Annotated in this window: 15 protein-coding genes and 1 tRNA gene; 12 read left to right on the top strand and 4 right to left on the bottom strand. The window is 73.1% G+C overall.

The window, feature by feature from the left end:
* The first annotated feature begins 13 nt into the window (after positions 1 to 13).
* From repSA to C3489_RS28195, 3 genes are read left to right on the top strand one after another with little or no spacing between them, the layout of a single operon-like run.
* Positions 14 to 1420 (top strand): replication initiator protein RepSA, encoded by a 1407-nt coding sequence (gene repSA, locus C3489_RS28205; RefSeq protein ID WP_103784902.1) that lies wholly within the window; start codon positions 14 to 16, stop codon positions 1418 to 1420.
* Positions 1417 to 1614: an AlpA family transcriptional regulator gene (locus C3489_RS28200; RefSeq protein ID WP_103784901.1), complete on the top strand. Its 198-nt coding sequence runs from the start codon at positions 1417 to 1419 to the stop codon at positions 1612 to 1614. Before repSA ends, C3489_RS28200 begins: the two co-directional genes overlap by 4 nt.
* Entirely contained in the window at positions 1614 to 3008 is a 1395-nt protein-coding gene (locus C3489_RS28195; protein WP_103784900.1) for a site-specific integrase, read from the top strand. Before C3489_RS28200 ends, C3489_RS28195 begins: the two co-directional genes overlap by 1 nt.
* Before the next feature lie 176 nt (positions 3009 to 3184).
* Here C3489_RS28195 and C3489_RS28190 read toward each other — a convergent pair.
* Positions 3185 to 3257: transfer RNA gene (locus tag C3489_RS28190), tRNA-Arg, on the bottom strand.
* A 313-nt stretch (positions 3258 to 3570) separates the two neighbouring features.
* On the opposite strand from C3489_RS28190, the gene C3489_RS28185 reads away from it, so the two are divergent.
* The 6 genes from C3489_RS28185 to C3489_RS28160 all read left to right on the top strand — a co-directional run bounded on the left by C3489_RS28185 (position 3571) and on the right by C3489_RS28160 (position 11284).
* Positions 3571 to 5181 (top strand): dynamin family protein, encoded by a 1611-nt coding sequence (locus C3489_RS28185; protein WP_103784899.1) that lies wholly within the window; start codon positions 3571 to 3573, stop codon positions 5179 to 5181.
* Positions 5182 to 5400: 219 nt separating this feature from the next.
* Complete coding sequence (locus C3489_RS28180; protein WP_374936786.1) at positions 5401 to 7422, top strand: YfjP family GTPase; 2022 nt, start codon at positions 5401 to 5403, stop codon at positions 7420 to 7422.
* Between the two features lie 326 nt (positions 7423 to 7748).
* Positions 7749 to 8222: a single-stranded DNA-binding protein gene (locus C3489_RS28175; protein WP_103784898.1), complete on the top strand. Its 474-nt coding sequence runs from the start codon at positions 7749 to 7751 to the stop codon at positions 8220 to 8222.
* Between the two features lie 265 nt (positions 8223 to 8487).
* A complete protein-coding gene (locus tag C3489_RS28170) occupies positions 8488 to 9930 on the top strand; it encodes a TQXA domain-containing protein (protein WP_103784897.1) in 1443 nt (480 codons plus the stop codon).
* A gap of 125 nt (positions 9931 to 10055) precedes the next feature.
* Positions 10056 to 10544: a SigE family RNA polymerase sigma factor gene (locus C3489_RS28165; protein ID WP_103784896.1), complete on the top strand. Its 489-nt coding sequence runs from the start codon at positions 10056 to 10058 to the stop codon at positions 10542 to 10544.
* Entirely contained in the window at positions 10541 to 11284 is a 744-nt protein-coding gene (locus C3489_RS28160) for a hypothetical protein (protein ID WP_103784895.1), read from the top strand. The genes C3489_RS28165 and C3489_RS28160 overlap by 4 nt, the downstream gene beginning before the upstream one ends.
* 18 nt (positions 11285 to 11302) lie before the next feature.
* On the opposite strand, the gene C3489_RS28155 is transcribed toward C3489_RS28160, so the two are convergent.
* A complete protein-coding gene (locus C3489_RS28155; RefSeq protein ID WP_219821989.1) occupies positions 11303 to 11884 on the bottom strand; it encodes a hypothetical protein in 582 nt (193 codons plus the stop codon).
* Between the two features lie 199 nt (positions 11885 to 12083).
* On the opposite strand from C3489_RS28155, the gene ettA reads away from it, so the two are divergent.
* From ettA to C3489_RS28140, 3 genes are read left to right on the top strand one after another with little or no spacing between them, the layout of a single operon-like run.
* A complete protein-coding gene (gene ettA, locus C3489_RS28150) occupies positions 12084 to 13748 on the top strand; it encodes an energy-dependent translational throttle protein EttA (RefSeq protein WP_103784894.1) in 1665 nt (554 codons plus the stop codon).
* Between the two features lie 6 nt (positions 13749 to 13754).
* The gene (locus tag C3489_RS28145; RefSeq protein ID WP_103784893.1) at positions 13755 to 14171 is read left to right on the top strand and encodes a thioesterase family protein; all 417 of its coding nucleotides are present in this window, start codon (positions 13755 to 13757) and stop codon (positions 14169 to 14171) included.
* Positions 14168 to 14845 carry a hypothetical protein gene (locus C3489_RS28140; RefSeq protein ID WP_103784892.1) on the top strand — a complete coding sequence of 226 codons (678 nt, stop codon included), beginning with the start codon at positions 14168 to 14170 and terminating at the stop codon, positions 14843 to 14845. Before C3489_RS28145 ends, C3489_RS28140 begins: the two co-directional genes overlap by 4 nt.
* 45 nt (positions 14846 to 14890) lie before the next feature.
* Here C3489_RS28140 and C3489_RS28135 read toward each other — a convergent pair whose 3' ends face one another.
* Both C3489_RS28135 and C3489_RS38840 read right to left on the bottom strand, forming a co-directional pair.
* On the bottom strand, positions 14891 to 15850 hold the full coding sequence (locus C3489_RS28135) for an ABC transporter ATP-binding protein (RefSeq protein ID WP_103784891.1): 960 nt from the start codon (positions 15848 to 15850) through the stop codon (positions 14891 to 14893).
* Positions 15851 to 15941: 91 nt separating this feature from the next.
* Positions 15942 to 18479 (bottom strand): FtsX-like permease family protein (locus tag C3489_RS38840; RefSeq protein ID WP_181139886.1); only part of this gene is annotated, 2538 nt, incomplete at its 5' end.

The following is an 18479-nucleotide window of genomic DNA, read 5'->3' as shown; positions in this document are numbered from 1 at the left end:
AGGAACACCCAGCATGGCCTACCGCGCCTCATCCGCGACACCGAGTGCGCCCACGCCAGACGTTTTGCTCGACCCGATCACCCTGGGCGACGTGCTCCGAGTCGCCTCGGCCTCCGACTACAGCCGGTGGGAGGACCAGGTCCGCCGCACCGGCGGCTGCTCCGACCCCATCCACCTGCGCGGCTGGGTGCTCCACAAGGACAAGACCACCGGCGAGACCCTGCACCACTACTCCACCGAGAACGAGCCCGGCGGCCGCCTCCGCCTCGCCTGCGGCAACCGCCGCGCCTCCCGCTGCCCCGCCTGCGCCTGGACCTACGCCGGCGACACCTACCACCTCATCCGCGCCGGCCTCGCCGGAGACGACCGCCGCGACATCCCCACGACCGTCCGCGACCACCCCCGCGTCTTCGCCACCCTCACCGCCCCGTCCTTCGGCCCGGTCCACAACCGACCCGACCGAGGCACCTGCCGCTGCGGCACCCGCCACCCCGCCGACGACCCGGTCCTCGGCACCGCTCTCGACCCAGAGACGTACGACTACGCGGGCGCGGTCCTGTTCAACAACCACGCCGGGCAGCTCTGGCAGCGCTTCACCACCCGGCTCCGCCGCGAGATCGCCGCCCGCGCCGGCCTCTCCCGCCGGGAGCTTGCCGACCACTGCCGCGTCTCCTACGGCAAGGTCGCCGAGTTCCAGAAGCGCGGAGCCCTGCACTTCCACGCGGTCATACGACTCGACGGCCCCGAAGGCCCGGAGACCCCGCCGCCCGCCTGGGCCACCGTCGACCTCCTCAGCGACGCCATCTGCGCGGCAGCGGCCCACTCCTACACGTCGGTCTCCGTCCCGGCTGCCGCGGACCAACCGGCCCGGACCTTCCGCTGGGGCACCCAGCTCGACGTACGGCCCGTGAAGGCCTTCGGTGACGGCTCCGACATCACCGAACAGGCCGTCGCCTCCTACGTCGCCAAGTACGCGACCAAGGCCGCCGAGAACACCGGCACTCTTGACCGCCGAATCGGCGAACTCTCCGAACTCGACCGCCACCAGGTCCCCGATCACACGCGTCGGCTCATCGCTGCGTGCCGTGACCTGGACAGCCTCTACCCGGACCGGCGCCTTTGGGCCTGGGCTCACATGTTCGGCTTCCGCGGGCACTTCTCGTCCAAGTCGCGCACCTACTCCACCACCCTCGGCGCCCTGCGCCAGGAACGCGCCGACTACCGGGCCGCCCAGGAGCGGGACGCCTTCGGCTTCGACGACCGAGAGCCGGACACCGTACTCGTCCTCGCCGACTGGCAGTACGCCGGCCACGGGCACACGCCGGGCGAGGCAGCCCTCGCCGCGACCATCGCCCGCGACCTTCAGACCAACCGCGAAACCGCCCGCGAAGCCCTCCTGAGCGAAGGGAGTACGGAATGACCACGGCCGTCCGGTCGCGCAACATGCTCACCCTCGCGGAGGTCTGCGAGGAACTGGCCATCTCACGCTCGACCTTCTACGACTGGCGGGCCAAGCGGCGTGCGCCGCGCTGCATCAAGCTCCCGAACGGCGACCTCCGGATCCGGCGCAGCGACCTCGAACACTGGCTCGACGACCGTGAGGACGCCGCCTGATGGAGACGACGTACGACGTCAAGGTCTACAAGATCCTCACGTACAAGGGCGCTCGGAAGACGACGTACACCGTGCGCTGGGTCGTCGCAGGCAAGGCTTGGCGCGAGCCCTTCGGTACTGTCGCGCTCGCTGAAGGCTTCCGCTCCGAGCTGATCCGGGCGACGGGCAAGGGAGAAGCCTTCGTCGTTGCCACAGGCCTTCCCGTCTCCCACCGCTCCAAGTCGGCGGCTATGAGCTGGTACAAGTTCGCCGTCGAGTACGTGGACGCCCGTTGGTCGCAACTCGGCGGCAACAGCCGCAAGAACCTCGCCAAGACCCTGACCGCGACCACCATCGCGCTGTTGCGGGCCCAGCCCACCGCGTTCGCCCCCGTGGCTGTACGCACCGCTCTGCGTGAATGGGCCTTCAACACGAACCGACGCCCGCAGGCGCCCCGAGACGTCGTGGACATCCTCCGCTGGGTCGAGCGGAACTCCCTACCCGTCTCGGCGTGGGAGGACCCGGAGAAGGTCGACGAGGTCTTGCGCGCTATCGATACCCGCCTCGACGGCAAGCAGGCGGCGGCCTGGTCCCGGAAGCGCAACCGCCGGATCCTCAATGTCGCCATGAAGTACGCGATCCGGCGGCGCATCCTCCGGACCAACCCCCTGCCCAAGGGCAAGGAGTCGACGGCCGTCACCAAGACCACGAACGCCGTCGACAAGCGGTCCCTGCTGAATCCCGAGCAGGCGGCGGCCATCCTCGACTGGATACGGCGCCGGCCGCGCGGCGGAAAGCGGCTGCACGCCTTCTTCGCCACCTTGTACTACTGCGGCCCCCGGCCCGAGGAAGCCGTGGCCATGCGCGTCGAGGACGTCACGCTGCCCGAGCCCGACGCCGACGACCAGTGGTGCGAGCTGCTGATCCACACCGCGACCCCTGAGGTCGGGAAGCAGTGGACCGACACCGGGGAGATCCACGAGCAACGCGACCTGAAAGGCCGGGCGGAGGGCGAGACGCGTACCGTGCCGGGGCACCCGGCCCTGACTCGGATCCTGCGGCAGCACATCGAGGACGAACAGCTCCAGCCGGGTGATCTGCTCTTCCAGGGTGAGTCTGGCGGCATCCTCGCCGGATCCGTCATCCGTCGGGCGTGGCGGAGCGCACGCAAGGCTGTACTGCCCCCGCACGTCTACGAGTCGCCCACCGGGCGCCGGGTGTACGACAACCGCAACACCCGGCTCACGAAGTGGCTCAACGACGGGATCCCGCCCGCCCAGGTCGCTGAGTGGGCCGGTAACAGCGTGGTGGTGCTCCTCGCCACGTACGCCCGATGCATCGATGGCCAGCTTCCGGACCTGAAACGGCGGCTCGAAGCCGCGGGCGATCTTCCTGAGGTACGCGGCGCCGGCTGACCCCGGCCCAAAACTTCGACACGTATTCGACAGAGCCACCCGCGAAAACCCGGTGACAGCCGTACAGCCCCGGATCCCGCCCTTGATCATCTAGAGGGCGCCCGGGGCTTCGCCGTGCCGCCCCGCACCAGCTCTGACCAGCAAAAAGCCCTCCCCAGGGGGAGGGCGGAGACATGCGCCCCCGGCAGGACTCGAACCTGCGGCCAAGCGCTTAGAAGGCGCCTGCTCTATCCACTGAGCTACGGGGGCCTGGGTTGGTGGCCTCGGTGGTGGGGCCCGGGTCGGGCCGCCGTTGCCGGGGACAAGGATAGGGCTCCCGGTTCCTTGACCCTGTCGCTTCGCCTCCGTGGCTCGGTGTGGAGGTTCGGTGAAGCGGTCCCGATAATCGCAGGCAGGTGCGAATCGTGCAGCGGTTTTGGCGCCTCGCGGGCCGGGTGTTGTGCACTCGTTATGCCTGGGCTGTGCTCATGTCCCGCTCATCCCTTCCGTCCCTTGTGTTCTATCGGCGCGCAGACATGCTCATATGCTTCAGAATTCCCCTAAAATTGGGCATTCTTCGCATGTGGTGACCTTGGACGTACGGCCTCAGCTGCTCGACGCACTCTCCGCCCTGCGCGACCGTGTCGCCGCCGCACGCTTTCCGCTGCCCTTGGCGGGAGCCCCACGCGCGCGTGCCAACCGCGACGAACTGCTCGCGCAGCTCGACGACTACCTGGTGCCCCGCCTGCGGCAACCCGACGCGCCGCTGCTCGCCGTCGTGGGCGGGTCCACCGGCGCCGGAAAGTCGACGCTCGTCAACTCCCTGGTGGGCAGACGCGTCAGTGAGGCGGGCGTACTGCGGCCGACGACCCGGACCCCGGTGCTGGTCTGCCATCCGGAAGACCATCACTGGTTCAGCGGCACGCGGATCCTGCCCCACCTCACCCGGGTGTGGGTGCCCCATCAGGAACCCGGCGACGACGAGTTGCTCCTTCCCGGTGACAGCCCCCCGCGCGTGCTGCGCATCGAGACCGCCGACACCCTGCCGCCCGGCCTCGCCCTCCTCGACGCCCCCGACATCGACTCCCTCGTCGCCGACAACCGCGTCCTGGCCGCCGAGCTGATCTGCGCCGCGGACATCTGGGTGATGGTCACCACGGCCGCCCGCTACGCCGACGCCGTGCCCTGGCATCTGCTGCGCACGGCCAAGGAGTACGACGTGACCATGGTGACCGTGCTGGACCGGGTGCCCCACCAGGTCGTCTCCGAGGTCTCCCGGCAGTACGGGGCCCTGCTGACCAAGGCCGGCCTCGGCGACGTACCCCGCTTCACCGTCCCCGAACTGCCCGAGTCCGCCTGGGGCGCCGGGCTGCTCCCGGCCACCGCCGTCGCCTCGCTGCGCACCTGGCTGGTGCACCAGACCCAGGACGCGAACGCACGCCGGCAGGCCGTGGCCCGCACCGCCCACGGCATCCTCGACTCCCTCAAGTCGCGCATGCCCGAACTGGCCGCCGCCGCCGCGCAGCAGTACGCCGCAGCCCTGCGGCTGACCGCCGCCATCGACGGCGCCTACGACACCGAGCACGCGCGCGTGCGAGGCCGGCTGCAGTCCGGTGCCGTCCTCGCCGGCGACGCGCTCAAGCGCTGGCGCGCGTTCCCGCTCGACTGCACCGCCGGGGAACTGCTCGACGCGCTCGTCGAGAGCCTCGCCACCCTGCTGCTGTGCGCCGTGACCGCCGCCGACGAGCGCATCGACGAGGCCTGGCGCCGGGAACCGGCCGCCGCCGCCCCCGAACTCGTCGGCCGCGACACCTCCCCGGACAGCGCCGAGCACCGCATCGGACTCGCGGTACGGCGGTGGCGGCGCGAGCTGGAGGAGTACGCCGAGGAAGAGGTGCGGGAGCTGGACCGCAGCGCCGCGCCCGACCCGGAGATGATCGCCGCGCTCGTCGCCACCGCGCTGCTCGGCGGCCGGCGGGCCCGCCCCGCGGGGGAGGGCCTGGCCGAGCGGATCGGCGCCCATGGCGCGCTGCGGCTGCGCGACCGGGGCGGGCGGCTGCTCACCGAACACGTGGACCGGGTGCTGCACCGCGAACGCGAGCGCCGGCTGGCGCCGCTGGACGAACTCGACGTGGACGCCGAGCCGCAGGCCGAACTCATCGCCGCGCTGTCCGTACTGCAGAAGGAGAGGTGACCGGTGACCGCCGTCACTGACCAGGAACAAACGGAGCACACCGATCACCCCGAGCACCCAGGGGAGAGAGCCGTGGATGACGAGGAACGCCTGGGCAGCCTGGGGACACAGGGGAACCAGGGGCTTCTGGGGGACGAGGCCTCCGGTGGTGCGGAATGCTCATCCGAGGGCGCCGACGCCGGCGGGGCCGGGACGCCGTCCGGCGGGGGCGTCGAGAAGGTGCTGGAGCAAGTCGGCGACGACGTCTCCGAGGCGGACGGGGAGGAGGACGGCGCCGGTGAGGCCGACGGGGTGCCCACCGGTGACGGTGACCGGGAGGACGTCCCGTCCGTGCCGTCGCCGACGGGCGGCGAGCACGTGCGCGTGCCCGCGGGGCGTACGGAGAGCCCGTCCGGGGGACGCGCGTCGTCGTCGGGCGACGGAGCGGGCGAGCACCGCACCAAGGCCGATCTTGCCCCCGCCGATCGTGCCCCCGCCGAGCGCCGGTCCGCCGCCTCCGGCGGCGAAGAGGACGGTGGCCGGGGCGAAGGCGAGGCCGTCGGCGTCTGGGACGACGGGCTCATCGCACGGCGCGTGACCGAGGCCACCGCCGCCGAGCAGACGCCGCTCGAACCGCGGGCGCCCGGTCCGCTGAGCGTCGCACCACTGGTGTACGACGGGCCGCTGCGCTCCCGGCTGGACGCGCTGCGCGAACTCGTCGGTCTCTCCCGCACCCGCCTGGAGAACCGCACCCTCGCCGAGGCGGGCCGTGTCCTGGACGAGGCCACCGCGCGGCGCAGGCTCTCCGGGCAGCACACCGTCGTCGCGCTCGCGGGCGCCACCGGCAGCGGCAAGTCGCAGCTGTTCAACGCGCTCGCCGGGGTCCCCATCTCGGAGACCGGCGTAAGGCGGCCGACCACCGCCGCGCCCATCGCGTGCAGCTGGAGCGACGGCGCCGTCGGCCTCATCGAACGGCTCGGCATCCCGCCCCGGCTGCGCCGCCGCCCGCTGCAGAGCGCCGACTCCGAGCAGCAGCTGCGCGGGCTCATCCTGGTCGACCTGCCCGACCACGACTCGGCCGCCGTGCAACACCGCGAGCAGGTGGACCGCATCCTGAAGCTGGTCGACGCCGTCATCTGGGTCGTCGACCCGGAGAAGTACGCCGACGCGATGCTGCACGAGCGCTATCTGCGGCCCATGGCGGGGCACGCGGAGGTGATGTTCGTCGTCCTCAACCAGATCGACCGGCTGCCCGGCGAGGCCACCGACCTGGTCCTGGACGATCTGCGGCGGCTGCTCGACGAGGACGGCATCGCGCTGGGCGAGTACGGCGAACCGGGCGCGAACGTGCTGGCGCTGTCCGCGCTCACCGGCGAGGGGGTCGGTGACCTGCGGGAGGCGCTCGGGCAGTTCGTGGCCGAGCGGGGCGCCGCCGCCCGTCGTATCGCCGCCGACGTCGACGCCGCCGCGGCCGGGCTGCGGCCGGTGTACGCCACGCGGCGGCGGCCCGGGCTGACCGAGGAGGCGCGCGAGGAGTTCGCCGCGAGGCTCGCGGACGCGGTCGGGGCCACGGCCGCCGGCGACGCGGCCGAGCGCGCCTGGCTGCGCAACGCCAACCGGGCCTGCGGGACGCCCTGGCTGCGGCTGTGGCGCTGGTACCAGGACCGTCGCGAACCCCCGACGGGCCGGCTGCCGTTGCGCTCGCAGCCCGACGAGGAGGCCACGGCCCGGCAGCGTGTGGAGCACGCGGTGCGCACGGTGGCCGACCAGGCCTCGGCGGGGCTGCCCGTGCCCTGGGCGCAGGCGGTGCGGGAGGCGGCGGTGCGCGGCGCGCAGGGGCTGCCCGAGGCGCTGGACGAGCTGGCGGCACGGGCCGGGCTGCCGCCGGGACGGCCGCCGCGTCCTGGCTGGTGGCCGGTGGCGGTGCTGGCGCAGGCGTGCATGACCCTCCTTCAGATCGTCGGCGGGCTGTGGCTGGCCGGGCAGATCGTCGGGGTGATGGCGCCGAACCTGGGAGTTCCGGTGCTGCTGATGGTGTGCGGGATCGTCGGCGGCCCGTTCATCGAGTGGGGCTGCCGCATCGCGGCACGCGGTCCGGCGCGGCGCTACGGGCAGGAGGCGGAACGGCGGCTGAGAGAGGCGGCCGCCGCGTGCGGCCGGGGCCGGGTGCTCGATCCGCTCGCCGCCGAGCTGCTGCGGTACCAGGAGGTGCGCGAGCAGTACGCCCGGGTGACGGGGGTGGGGATGACGGCCGGGCGGTGAGCGGGGGAAGGAACCTGCGAGTGTGGGTGGGTGAGGTGCTGCGGGGCGACGGTTCACCCGTGCGGGTGGCGGAGTTTTCCACAGTCCGTGGGTGATCCACAGCGCTCAGCGGGCCCGGCCGAACAGCGGCAGTCTGGCTGTGCGGCGACCGCGAGGGACGCGGTTGCCGCACAGACGACTGCTGCGGATGCGGTCGTCGCACAGGGCGACCGCTGCGGACGCGGTCGTCGGTACGGCGCGGCGGAGACCGGGCGTGGCCCCCGCCGCCGCGCCCGGACGCGGCCGTACGGGACGGGCCCGTACGCCCACCCGGGAGGGGAACGACGATGAACGAGACGATGATCTGCGCGGTCGGCAACGTGGCGACGCAGCCGGTGTTCCGGGAGCTGGCGTCGGGGGCGTCGGCGCGGTTCCGGCTGGCGGTGACCGCGCGCTATCTGGACCGGGAGAAGAACACCTGGACCGACGGGCACACCAGCTTCTTCACGGTGTGGGCCAACCGGCAGCTCGCCGCCCACGTCGCCGCCTCGGTGAACGTGGGCGACCCGGTCATCGTGCAGGGCCGGCTGAAGGTGCGCTCGGAGACCAGGGAAGGGCAGCCGAGCTGGACCTCCGCGGACGTCGACGCGGTGGCGATCGGCCACGACCTGGCACGGGGTACCTCCGCGTTCAAGCGGGCGACCCGGCCGGAGCCGGCCACCGGGCAGCCGCCCCGGACGGACGCCGGGCCCGAGCCCGAGTGGGAGACCCCTCGGCGGGAGGAGCCCCAACAGCCCGCCGTGGCAGCCGCTGTGACGTGATGTCAGCAAGTGCCCGAGGTCGCGATGACTGCGGCTTATCGGCCCATGCATACCGAACCATCCGGTGGATTTGTCGATAAGCCCAGCTCGCGGCCGGTGTGTGCGATAACGATTACGAGTCGGATCATGGCTGCGACAAGGGGACGGTGAATGCCGGTGTGACGCCGTCCCTAGGATGCGGGAGAGCTCTCGGGGCTCCCGATTCTGCTGGTGGGACCGCGTACCCCCCACGTCAACGGGTCCTGCGCGAAGGGGAATTGCTGTGATGTGTTCGTTCGCCGCGCCCACGGCGCGGTCCGTGCGCGGGCGAGGAACAAGCCGGCTCGCCGCCGTGGCGCTGGTGTCCGGGATCGTCGCGGCGAGTGCGCTGACCGCGGCGGGACCGGCCTCGGCCGGCGAGGCGCCGCCGCAGAGCCGGGCCGGGGCCGGCGCGACGATGGGCGGTCTGAAGACCTTCGGCGCCGCGGTCGTGCACGACGGCGGCCAGGACCAGCAGGTGTCGGCGGGTCTGTTCGAGATGTCCGTCGACGGCGGCGGCACCCTGCAGACGTACTGCGTCGACCTGTACAACCCGACGCAGCGGGACGCCAAGTACCACGAGACCCCGTGGAGCGGCACCTCGCTCGGCGCCAACAAGGACGCGGGGCGCATCCGCTGGATCCTGCAGCACTCCTACCCGCAGGTGAACGACCTGGCGGCGCTGGCCGAGGCGGCCGGCATCCACGGTGGCCTCACCGAGCAGGACGCCGCGGCCGGCACCCAGGTGGCCATCTGGCGCTACTCCGACGGGGTGGACGTCGACGCGGTCGATCCGCAGGCGGAGCAGCTGGCCGACCACCTCTTCAAGAGCGCCCGGCAGACGAGCGAGCCGGCGGCCTCGCTGACCCTGGACCCGCCGGCGGTCTCCGGTCACCCCGGTGAGCTGCTCGGCCCGGTGACCGTGCGCACCGGCGCGGCCGGCGTGGCCGTGTCACCGCCCGCGGACGCGGCGATGAGCGGGGTGCGGATCGTCGGCAAGGACGGCAAGCCGGTGATCACCGCGGCCGACGGCACCCAGCTCTTCTTCGCCGTGCCCGAAGGCGCCGCGGCCGGCTCCGCACAGCTGACCGTGCAGGCGTCGACCACCGTCCCCGTCGGCCGGGCGTTCACCTCCGACAGCCGCAGCCAGACGCAGATCCTCGCCGGGTCCAGCGAGTCGACGGTCTCCGCGACGGCGAGCGCGACCTGGGCCGCTCGGGGTCCGATACCCGCGCTGTCCGCGAAGGAGGACTGCGTCAAGGGCGGTGTGGACATCACCGCGGTGAACCGGGGTGACCAGCCGTTTACCTTCGAGTTGATGGGCACCGCGCACAGCGTCCCCGCCGGTGCGTCCCGGACGGTGACCATGCCGCTGCAGGAGGACCAGCCCTACGACGTCACGATCACCGGCGCGGCCGGCCTGTCACAGCGGTTCACCGGGGTCCTGGACTGCAGGACGCGGGGCGGCACGACCACCCTCTCCACCCAGACCGTCGCCGAGCCGAGCCCGGCCACGGTGGGCGGCTCCACCGGCACCGCCGGCTCCTCGGGCTCCGGCGGTCCCACCGACCTCGCCGACACCGGTGGTTCGACCCTCACCCCGCTGATCGCGGGCTCGGCCATCGGCCTGGTGGTGATCGGTGGCGCGGTCCTGGTGCTGCTGCGGCGCCGGGAGGCGGACCAGGGCTGACCGGCACACCCGGCTGTGTGGGAGGCGGTACGAGAAATTCGTACCGCCTCCGCTGCGTCCTGGGGACCCCGCCACGGCACTGAAAGGGGTGAGACGGTCACCGGAGGACCGGGGAAGGGGGACGGATGACGCGCGGAGGGGAAGCGGCTCTGCACGCCTTCGTCGAGGGCAGACGCACGGCGTTGTTCCGCAGCGCCTACCTGCTGTGCGGCAACCGTGACGAGGCCGAGGACCTGGTCCAGACGGCGCTGGTCAAGGTGGTGCTGGGCGCCCGTCGGCACGGGCGGCTGGAGAACCTGGACGCCTACGCCCGCAGGACGCTGGTCAACACCTTCATCGCGGGGCGCCGCCGGTTCTGGCGACGCGAGCGGGCGTACGGCGAGCTGCCCGATGCGCCGCAGCCGCTGCCGGACAACGACACCGGGCTGATGGTGCGGGCCGCTCTCGCGGGGCTCGCGCCCAAACAGCGGGCGGTGCTGGTGCTGCGCTACTGGGAGGACCTCAGCGTCGCCGCCACCGCCGAGCTGCTCGGCATGCGGGAGAGCACGGTCAAGAGCCACACGGCGAGGGGACTGGCGGCCCTGCGGGCCGCGGTGCGGGAGGAACACGTATGAGCGACAGGAACCAGGTGGAAGAGGTCCGCGAGCTGCTCGGCCGGGCCGTCGACGATGTACCCGTGCCGGTGGGGCGGGGCAGTGAGTCCGTCTTCGCCTCGGTGAGGCGGGTACGGCGCCGGCGGCGCGCGGCGATGACCGGCGCGGTGGCCGCGGTGGCCGCCGCGGGCGTCCTCGGCTCCGGCGCTCTGCCGGGTGACGGCGGACAGCGGAGCGTGGCCGCCACGCCCGGCACGAAGGGCGCGGGCATCGAGAAGCTTCTGCCCGGGGACGTCGGCAAGATCAGGAAGGTCTCGCTGCAGCAGCTGATGACCGGGACGAAACCGAAGACGACGAAGGGGAAGGGCCCGTACGACGGGGACTACGCCGTCACCAGGGGCGGGGCCACCGGGTACGTCTCGGTTCACGTGTTCCGGGGCGGCAAGGGCGTCCCGGTCGACCTGTGCGCCGGGAGCCGCACGCCGTCCCGCAAGGACGGAATCGAGCAGTGCACCACCGAGAAGTTGCCCGACGGCGGGCTCCTGAACCTGTGGAGGCATGCCCCGTGGAAGGACGCCGGCGGCATCATGCACGGCGCCTCACTGCACGCCCGCGTGGTGCTGAGGGGCGGCACGATGGTCACCGTCCAGGACTCCGCGGGCTTCCTCGGCAAGGGCTCCCTGGGACCGGTCATGAAGGGCTACCCGCTCACCCGTGAGCAGCTGCGCGCGCTCGCGCTGAACCCCGAGCTGCTGCCCTGACGCCCGAGTCCGCCGGCCTCAGTGCCGGCTGTTGTTGAACCCGATGACCACGGCGCCCCACCAGCACAGCTGGGACACCAGGGCGGTGGCGGCGCCGCGCAGCAGCAGGCGCGGGGCGGGCGCGGTGGCGGGCTGCTGGACCAGGCGCCGGTTCAGCAGCCCGGCCTGCAGGCCGTTGAGGGTGAGGACGAGCACCAGGCCCAGCTTGACCCGGGTGAGCGGGGAGCCGAGGTCGGGGTGGAGCATCACGCCGCTGGCCACCAGGCCGACGAGGCCGGTCCAGATGGGCACGTGGAGGCGTCCGGCCCCGTGCACGGCTTCCCGCAGGGAGCACCGGCGGGTCAGGAACAGCAGCGCGTGGTAGTCGGCCACGAGCACGGCCCCGAAGCCCAGCACGAGGAAGGCCAGGTGAGCGAAGAGGGCGACGGTGTGCAGGGTCGCGTCCACGCGCAGGTGGAGGGACACCCAGGCACAGGCCGCGAGCCCCAGCCCGGCGGCGACCGACGCGGCCGCCACTGTCCACCAGGTGTCGTAGAGCCCCAGGCGCCCGGAGGGGGCGGCCTGCGGGGACGAGGGCGACTCGGAGGACAGCACGGACACAGAAAACTCCCAGAACACGCACAGTAAAGTTTAGGTAAGGCTCACCTAAGAATCGGTACACGTCAAGGTCGTACGCCCACCACCAGCGAACCCCCAGGTCACAGCCCCCGGACGGAACGGGTTTCCCCCCAGGGCTGGCGGTCAGGCAAGATGGGGTGTATCTGCCCACTGCCAGATTCAAGCTGCCGGACGGTTTCTCTTGGCTGAGTTCATTTACACCATGCGCAAGGCGCGCAAGGCGCACGGCGACAAGGTGATCCTCGACGACGTCACCCTGAACTTCCTCCCCGGAGCGAAGATCGGCGTCGTCGGCCCGAACGGCGCCGGTAAGTCGACCGTGCTGAAGATCATGGCGGGGCTGGAGCAGCCGTCCAACGGTGACGCCTTCCTCTCGCCCGGCTACACGGTCGGCATCCTGCTGCAGGAGCCCCCGCTGAACGAGGAGAAGACCGTCCTGGAGAACGTCCAGGAGGGTGTCGCCGAGATCAAGGGCAAGCTCGACCGGTTCAACGAGATCGCCGAGCTGATGGCGACCGACTACTCCGACGCGCTGCTGGAGGAGATGGGCAAGCTCCAGGAGGAGCTGGACCACGCCGAGGCCTGGGACCTGGACGCCCAGCTGGAGCAGGCCATGGACGCCCTGGGCTGCCCGCCCGGCGACTGGCCCGTCACCAACCTCTCCGGTGGTGAGAAGCGCCGCGTCGCGCTGTGCAAGCTGCTGCTGGAGCAGCCCGACCTGCTGCTCCTCGACGAGCCCACCAACCACCTCGACGCCGAGTCCGTGAACTGGCTGGAGCAGCACCTGGCCAAGTACCCGGGCACCGTCGTGGCCGTCACCCACGACCGGTACTTCCTGGACAACGTCGCGGGCTGGATCTGCGAGGTCGACCGCGGCCGTCTGCACGGCTACGAGGGCAACTACTCCAAGTACCTGGAGACCAAGGCCGCCCGCCTCAAGGTCGAGGGCCAGAAGGACGCCAAGCGGCAGAAGCGGCTCAAGGAAGAGCTCGAATGGGTTCGCTCCAACGCCAAGGGGCGGCAGGCCAAGTCCAAGGCCCGTCTCGCCCGGTACGAGGAGATGGCCGCCGAGGCCGACAAGATGCGGAAGCTGGACTTCGAGGAGATCCAGATCCCGCCGGGCCCGCGCCTGGGCAACGTCGTCGTCGAGGTCAACAACCTCAGCAAGGCCTTCGGTGACAAGGTCCTCATCGACGACCTCAGCTTCACCCTGCCCCGCAACGGCATCGTCGGTGTCATCGGCCCGAACGGCGCCGGCAAGACGACCCTGTTCAAGATGATCCAGGGGATCGAGGAGCCCGACTCCGGTTCGATCAAGGTCGGCGACACCGTCAAGATCTCCTACGTCGACCAGAGCCGCGAGAACATCGACCCCAAGAAGACGCTGTGGGCCGTGGTCTCCGACGAGCTGGACTACATCAACGTCGGCCAGGTCGAGATGCCGTCCCGGGCGTACGTGTCCGCGTTCGGCTTCAAGGGCCCGGACCAGCAGAAGCCGGCCGGTGTGCTCTCCGGCGGTGAGCGCAACCGCCTGAACCTCGCGCTCACCCTCAAGCAGGGCGGCAACCTGCTGCTCCTCGACGAGCCCACCAACGACCTCGACGTCGAGACGCTCTCCAGCCTGGAGAACGCGCTGCTGGAGTTCCCCGGCTGCGCCGTCGTCGTCTCCCACGACCGGTGGTTCCTGGACCGGGTCGCCACGCACATCCTCGCCTACGAGGGTGACTCCAAGTGGTTCTGGTTCGAGGGCAACTTCGAGTCGTACGAGAAGAACAAGATCGAGCGGCTCGGCCCGGACGCGGCCCGTCCGCACCGCGCGACCTACAAGAAGCTCACCCGGGGCTGATCGATCTTGCGCCACATCTACCCGTGCCCGCTGCGCTGGTCGGACATGGACGCCTACGGCCATGTCAACAACGCCGTCTTCCTGCGCTACCTGGAGGAAGCGCGGATCGACTTCCTGTCCCGCCGGGGCAAGGAGTCCAAGGACGGGTCCGTCGTGGCACGCCATGAGATCGACTACAAGCGGCAGCTCGTCCACCGGCCCACGCCCGTGGACGTAGAGCTGTGGGTCTCGCAGATCAGGGCCGCGTCCTTCACCGTCTCCTACGAGGTGAAGGACGAGGACCTGGTGTACGTGCGGGCCTCGACCGTGATCGTCCCGTTCGACTTCGAGGCCCAGCGGCCGCGCCGGATCACTCCGGAGGAGCGCGAGTTCCTTCAGCAGTACCTGGACGACGCGTCCGAGCAGGAGGCCGTCGCGGCATGACGGTGCTGCACCTCGCCGACGAGACGGAGGCGGCGGACCTCGCCGCCTTCCTCTCCCGGCTGCTCCACTACGACCGGTCGGCCGCGGTGCGCCTGCAGGCGGCGGGCACCGCGCTGGCCGTGTTCGGGCGGCCGCCGTCGTTCGAGGTGCTGGCCATCCGCGCGGTCCGGCTGGCCAAGCCGTACGAGCACGGGCTCGACGTCACCCTGGACGTCACCGTCTCCGCCGGCGAGCTGCTGGAGTCCGTCGACGAGGCGGGCGCCACGGCCGCCGTCCCCGCCGCCGTGACCGGTCCGCCGTGGGCGGGCGTCCTGCCCCCGCGCGGCGGCTGGCGGCGCGAGCCGGGGCTGCCCCGGGCCGGCGAACTGTCCGGCCTGGTCGGCGCGGCCGTCGCCGAGTTCCGCACCCGTACCCAGGAGCTGGCCCCGGAGCAGCGCACCCGCGCCGAACTGGACCGGCTCGGGCGGGAGATCTGGTCCCGCACGGTCGGTGAGACACGGCTGCCCGTGCGGGTCGTGCACGCCGCGCAGTCACTGGGGTTCCTGCGGCCCGGCCGGGACGCGGAGGAACCGGCGCTGTTCTCCTCGGGCGCGTGGCTGCGGCTGCGCACCGCCTACGGCTCGGTCGCGGTGCGCACGGCGGGGCTCGGGGCGCTCGGCGTCAGCGTGCGCTGACGCCCGCGTTCACCTCGCTTCCCCACTTGCGCCCAGCCGCGCGGTTCACCTCTCCTCCTGGTCCGGCCACACACTGATGTGGTCGCTCTCCAGTTCCAGCGCCACCCGGTCGCGCATGCCCAGCGTGGCGGTGTACTCCGCGGGGAGCTGGAGGCGGCCGGCGCGGTCCAGCATGGCGTACTCGCGGGCCACCACCGTCTCGTGGCCGGTCGTCGCGTCCACCTCGCTGCGGCGCAGCACCTCCGTGGAGGTGCGGCCGTCCCGGATGGCCACCGTGCGGCGCACCTCACCGGCCACCGCCTGGTCGTGGGTGACGATCACGATCGTCGTGCCCAGCTGCTCGTTGGCCGTGCGGAACGCGGCGAAGATCTGCTCCCCGGTGTGCGAGTCCAGCTCACCGGTGGGTTCGTCGGCGAGCAGCACGGCCGGGTCGCACGCCAGGGCCACGGCGATGGCGACGCGCTGCTGCTGGCCGCCGGACATCTGGTGCGGGTGGCGGTCGCGGCAGTCGGCGACGCCGAGCAGCTCCAGCAGCTCCAGGGCGCGTCGGGCGCGGGCGCGACGGCCGCGGTGGACGCGGTTGCCGCTCAGCTGGAGCGGGAGGGCGACGTTCTGGGCCGCCGTCAGATACGGCAGCAGGTTGCGGGAGGTCTGCTGCCAGACGAAGCCGACGGTCTCCCGGCGGTAGGCCAGACGGTCCTTGGCGGTCATCGCCAGCAGGTCGTGCCCGGCGACCCGGGCGGCGCCGGCGGTGGGGGTGTCCAGGCCCGCGAGGATGTTCATGAGCGTGGACTTGCCGCTGCCCGACGCGCCCACCAGGGCCATGAGTTCGCCCTCGCGGACGAGCAGGTCGAGGCCCTGCAGCGCCTGGACCTCGACGCCGTCCGCGGTGAAGATCCGCACCAGGCGGTCGCAGGTGATCAGGGCGTCGTGGCCGTAGGCGGGGGTGTTGCGGGCCTCGGCGGCCCGCGTGGCCAGGTCGGCGAGGGTGGGGTTGGTCGTCATGATGGCCTCCTGCGCGGGGCGTTCGTCCTCACGGTCTCGCGCGCTCGACGTTCTTCGGCATACGGCGGCCTCGGCGCCGGGAGACGGCCGCTCACCGCGCGTCCCCCACCCTCAACTCCCGTACCGTCCCCCGGCGTCCCGCCCACCACGCCTGCACGGTCGCGACGCCCACCGCCACCGCGAGGACCGCCAGTGCCGGCACCGCGAGGGACAGGGCGTCCGTGTGCAGGGCGGCCGTGGGGCCCGCCGACGGGTCGGCGGCCAGGGCGATCGTCGTCAGGTCGATGCCGGGGGCCAGCAGGCGGATCGCCGCCCAGGCGGTCAGGGCGCCGCCGGCTGTCGCGAGGACGGCCTGCGGCAGGGACTCCAGGACGAGCAGCCGGCGGGACTGCGCCCGGGTGAGGCCCATCGTGCGCAGCCGGGCGAGCAGCGCGATGCGTTCGGGCGCGGCGCGCAGCAGGGACAGCAGCAGCGCGAGCACGGCGTATCCGGCCCCGGCCAGGACCGCCGCCGTGTAGACGCGTTCCGCGCCGGACTGCAGCGGCGAGTCGACGTACCCGGCGCGCACCGCCGACCGCAGCTGGACGCCCGCCGTACCGCCGGCCGCCCGGCGCAGCGCGGTCGCGTCGATGCGCTCGCCGGTCAGCAGCAGTGCGGCCGGCCGGGCGGCCTCGGCGGTGAGCGCGCCCCGGTCCACGACCAGGAAGCGCTCGCCGGGCACGGCCGGGGTGTGGTCCCGCACCAGGGTGATGCGCACGCTGACGGTGCTGCCGTCGTCCAGGCGCACCGGGAAGGGCCGGGTGCCGTAGGTGCGGGCGACGGCGGGGGAGGCGAGGGCGGGCAGGACGGCGCCGGAGGCGGTGGGTGCGCGCAGGGCGGCGGCGGGGAAGGCGCCGAGGCCGGTGCGGGCGGTCAGGGCGGCGTAGTCGGCCGGGGGCACGCCCGCCACCGGCAGCGTGGCCGGGCTGTCGGCGGCGGTCGCCTGGTAGGAGATGCTGACCTCGGTCAGCGAGCGCACCCCCGGCACCGGGCGGACGCGTTCGGCCAGGCCGGCCGGCAGCACGCTGGTGGTCTGCGCCTCGACGCGGGCGTCGGCGCCGACCGTGAGCAGGGCCGCGTGGTCGCGGGTCTCGCGCACCCCGGCCAGCACGGAGCCGCCGAACGCGGCGGTGGTCAGGGCCGTGAGCAGCGCCAGCAGCGGCAGCACGGCGGAGGCGGAGGAGCGGCCGGCGCGGGCCAGGGACAGCGGGCCGACCAGGCCGCGCAGCCGTCCGGCCGGGCGGGCCAGAGCGCGCAGCGGCCACGGATACAGCCGGACCAGCACCAGGGCCGCGATCACGCCGACCAGCACCGGCGCGGCGGACACCAGCTGTCCGCCGTCCCCGCCCTGCCGGCGCAGGGTCTCCACGGCGGCGGCCGCCGCGGCGAGCACGGTGAGTTCGGCGACGGTACGGCGCCGGGAGGGGCGCCTGGCCGCGACGTCCTGCCGGCCGGTGGGGACGCCGACCGCGCGGTGCGCGGCCACCGCCCGCAGCGGCAGGGCGGCGCAGCCGACGGCGGTGACCGCGAGGGCGGCGGCCAGCGCGGGCAGCAGCCGGCCGCCGGGCACGGCGAGGACGGCGGCGAGCAGGCCGAGCGCCCCGGCGGGCACGGCGACGACCGCCGTCTCCGCGAGCAGCCGTCCCGCCATGCCGCGCAGGGAGGCGCCGCGGGCGCGCAGCAGGGCCAGTTCGGAGCGGCGGCGGTCGGCGGCGAGGCCGCCCGCCATGGCCAGGATGACGGCGGCGACCGTGCCGGTGCCGAACGCGGCGACGGCGACCAGCGGGGCGACGCCGGAGCTGAGGCCGTCGTAGGAGGTGAGGACGGTGTCCAGGTCGGTGTCGGCGTCGGCGTTCGGGTCGACTGCGGTGCGCACCTCGCGCAGGCCGGGCCCGGCCTCCAGGGCGGCGACGGAGGACTTCAGCTCCGTGACGTCCCGGCCGTGCAGGGCGGCGGTGTCGGGGGCGAACTGCCAGTAGCGCAGCGGGACGCCGGGCGTGCCGAGCAGGGCCGGGGCCGCCTCGGGCGGCAGGAGCACGGTGCCGAGCCAGTAGCGCAGCGGGTCCGCGCCGCCGCCGGGCACGGGCTTGAGCGTCGGGCTGCGCAGCAGGCTGTCGGCGGACCAGTAGGCGCCCTCGGGGCTGCGCGGTTCGACGATGCCGGTGATGCGGACGACGAGCGGGTCGCGTTCGACGGCCGGGACGTGCAGGACGTTGCCCACCCGCACGTGCAGGGCCCTGGCGGTCTGAGTGGTGACGGCGCCCTCGACCTCGGCGGTCCGGGCGGTGACCTGGCCGGCGGCGCGGGGCAGCCGGCCCTCGCGCAGCCGGGCGTGGCCGTCGAGGCCGGCCTGCGCGACGAGGAAGACGCGCGCGGGCAGGCCGTTGGGGCGCGGCAGCCAGGCGTCGGGCACCGTCAGCTCCTCGAACGTCCGCACCCCGTACGCCGACTGGGCGGGGTCGGTGACGAGGGGCGCGCGGAGGGTGCCGAGGATCTTGCGGTACTGCGCGCTCAGCGGGCCGGGGCGCAGCGCCTGCTCCAGTTCCTGCACCGAGGTGGCGCCGTTCGGCGCGGGGGCGCCCACGCGCAG

The organism is Streptomyces sp. Ru71 (assembly GCF_002920535.1).
Lineage (GTDB): Bacteria > Actinomycetota > Actinomycetes > Streptomycetales > Streptomycetaceae > Streptomyces.
Note: the sequence above shows the minus strand (reverse complement) of the source record. Positions and strands in the feature narration are given on the sequence as shown.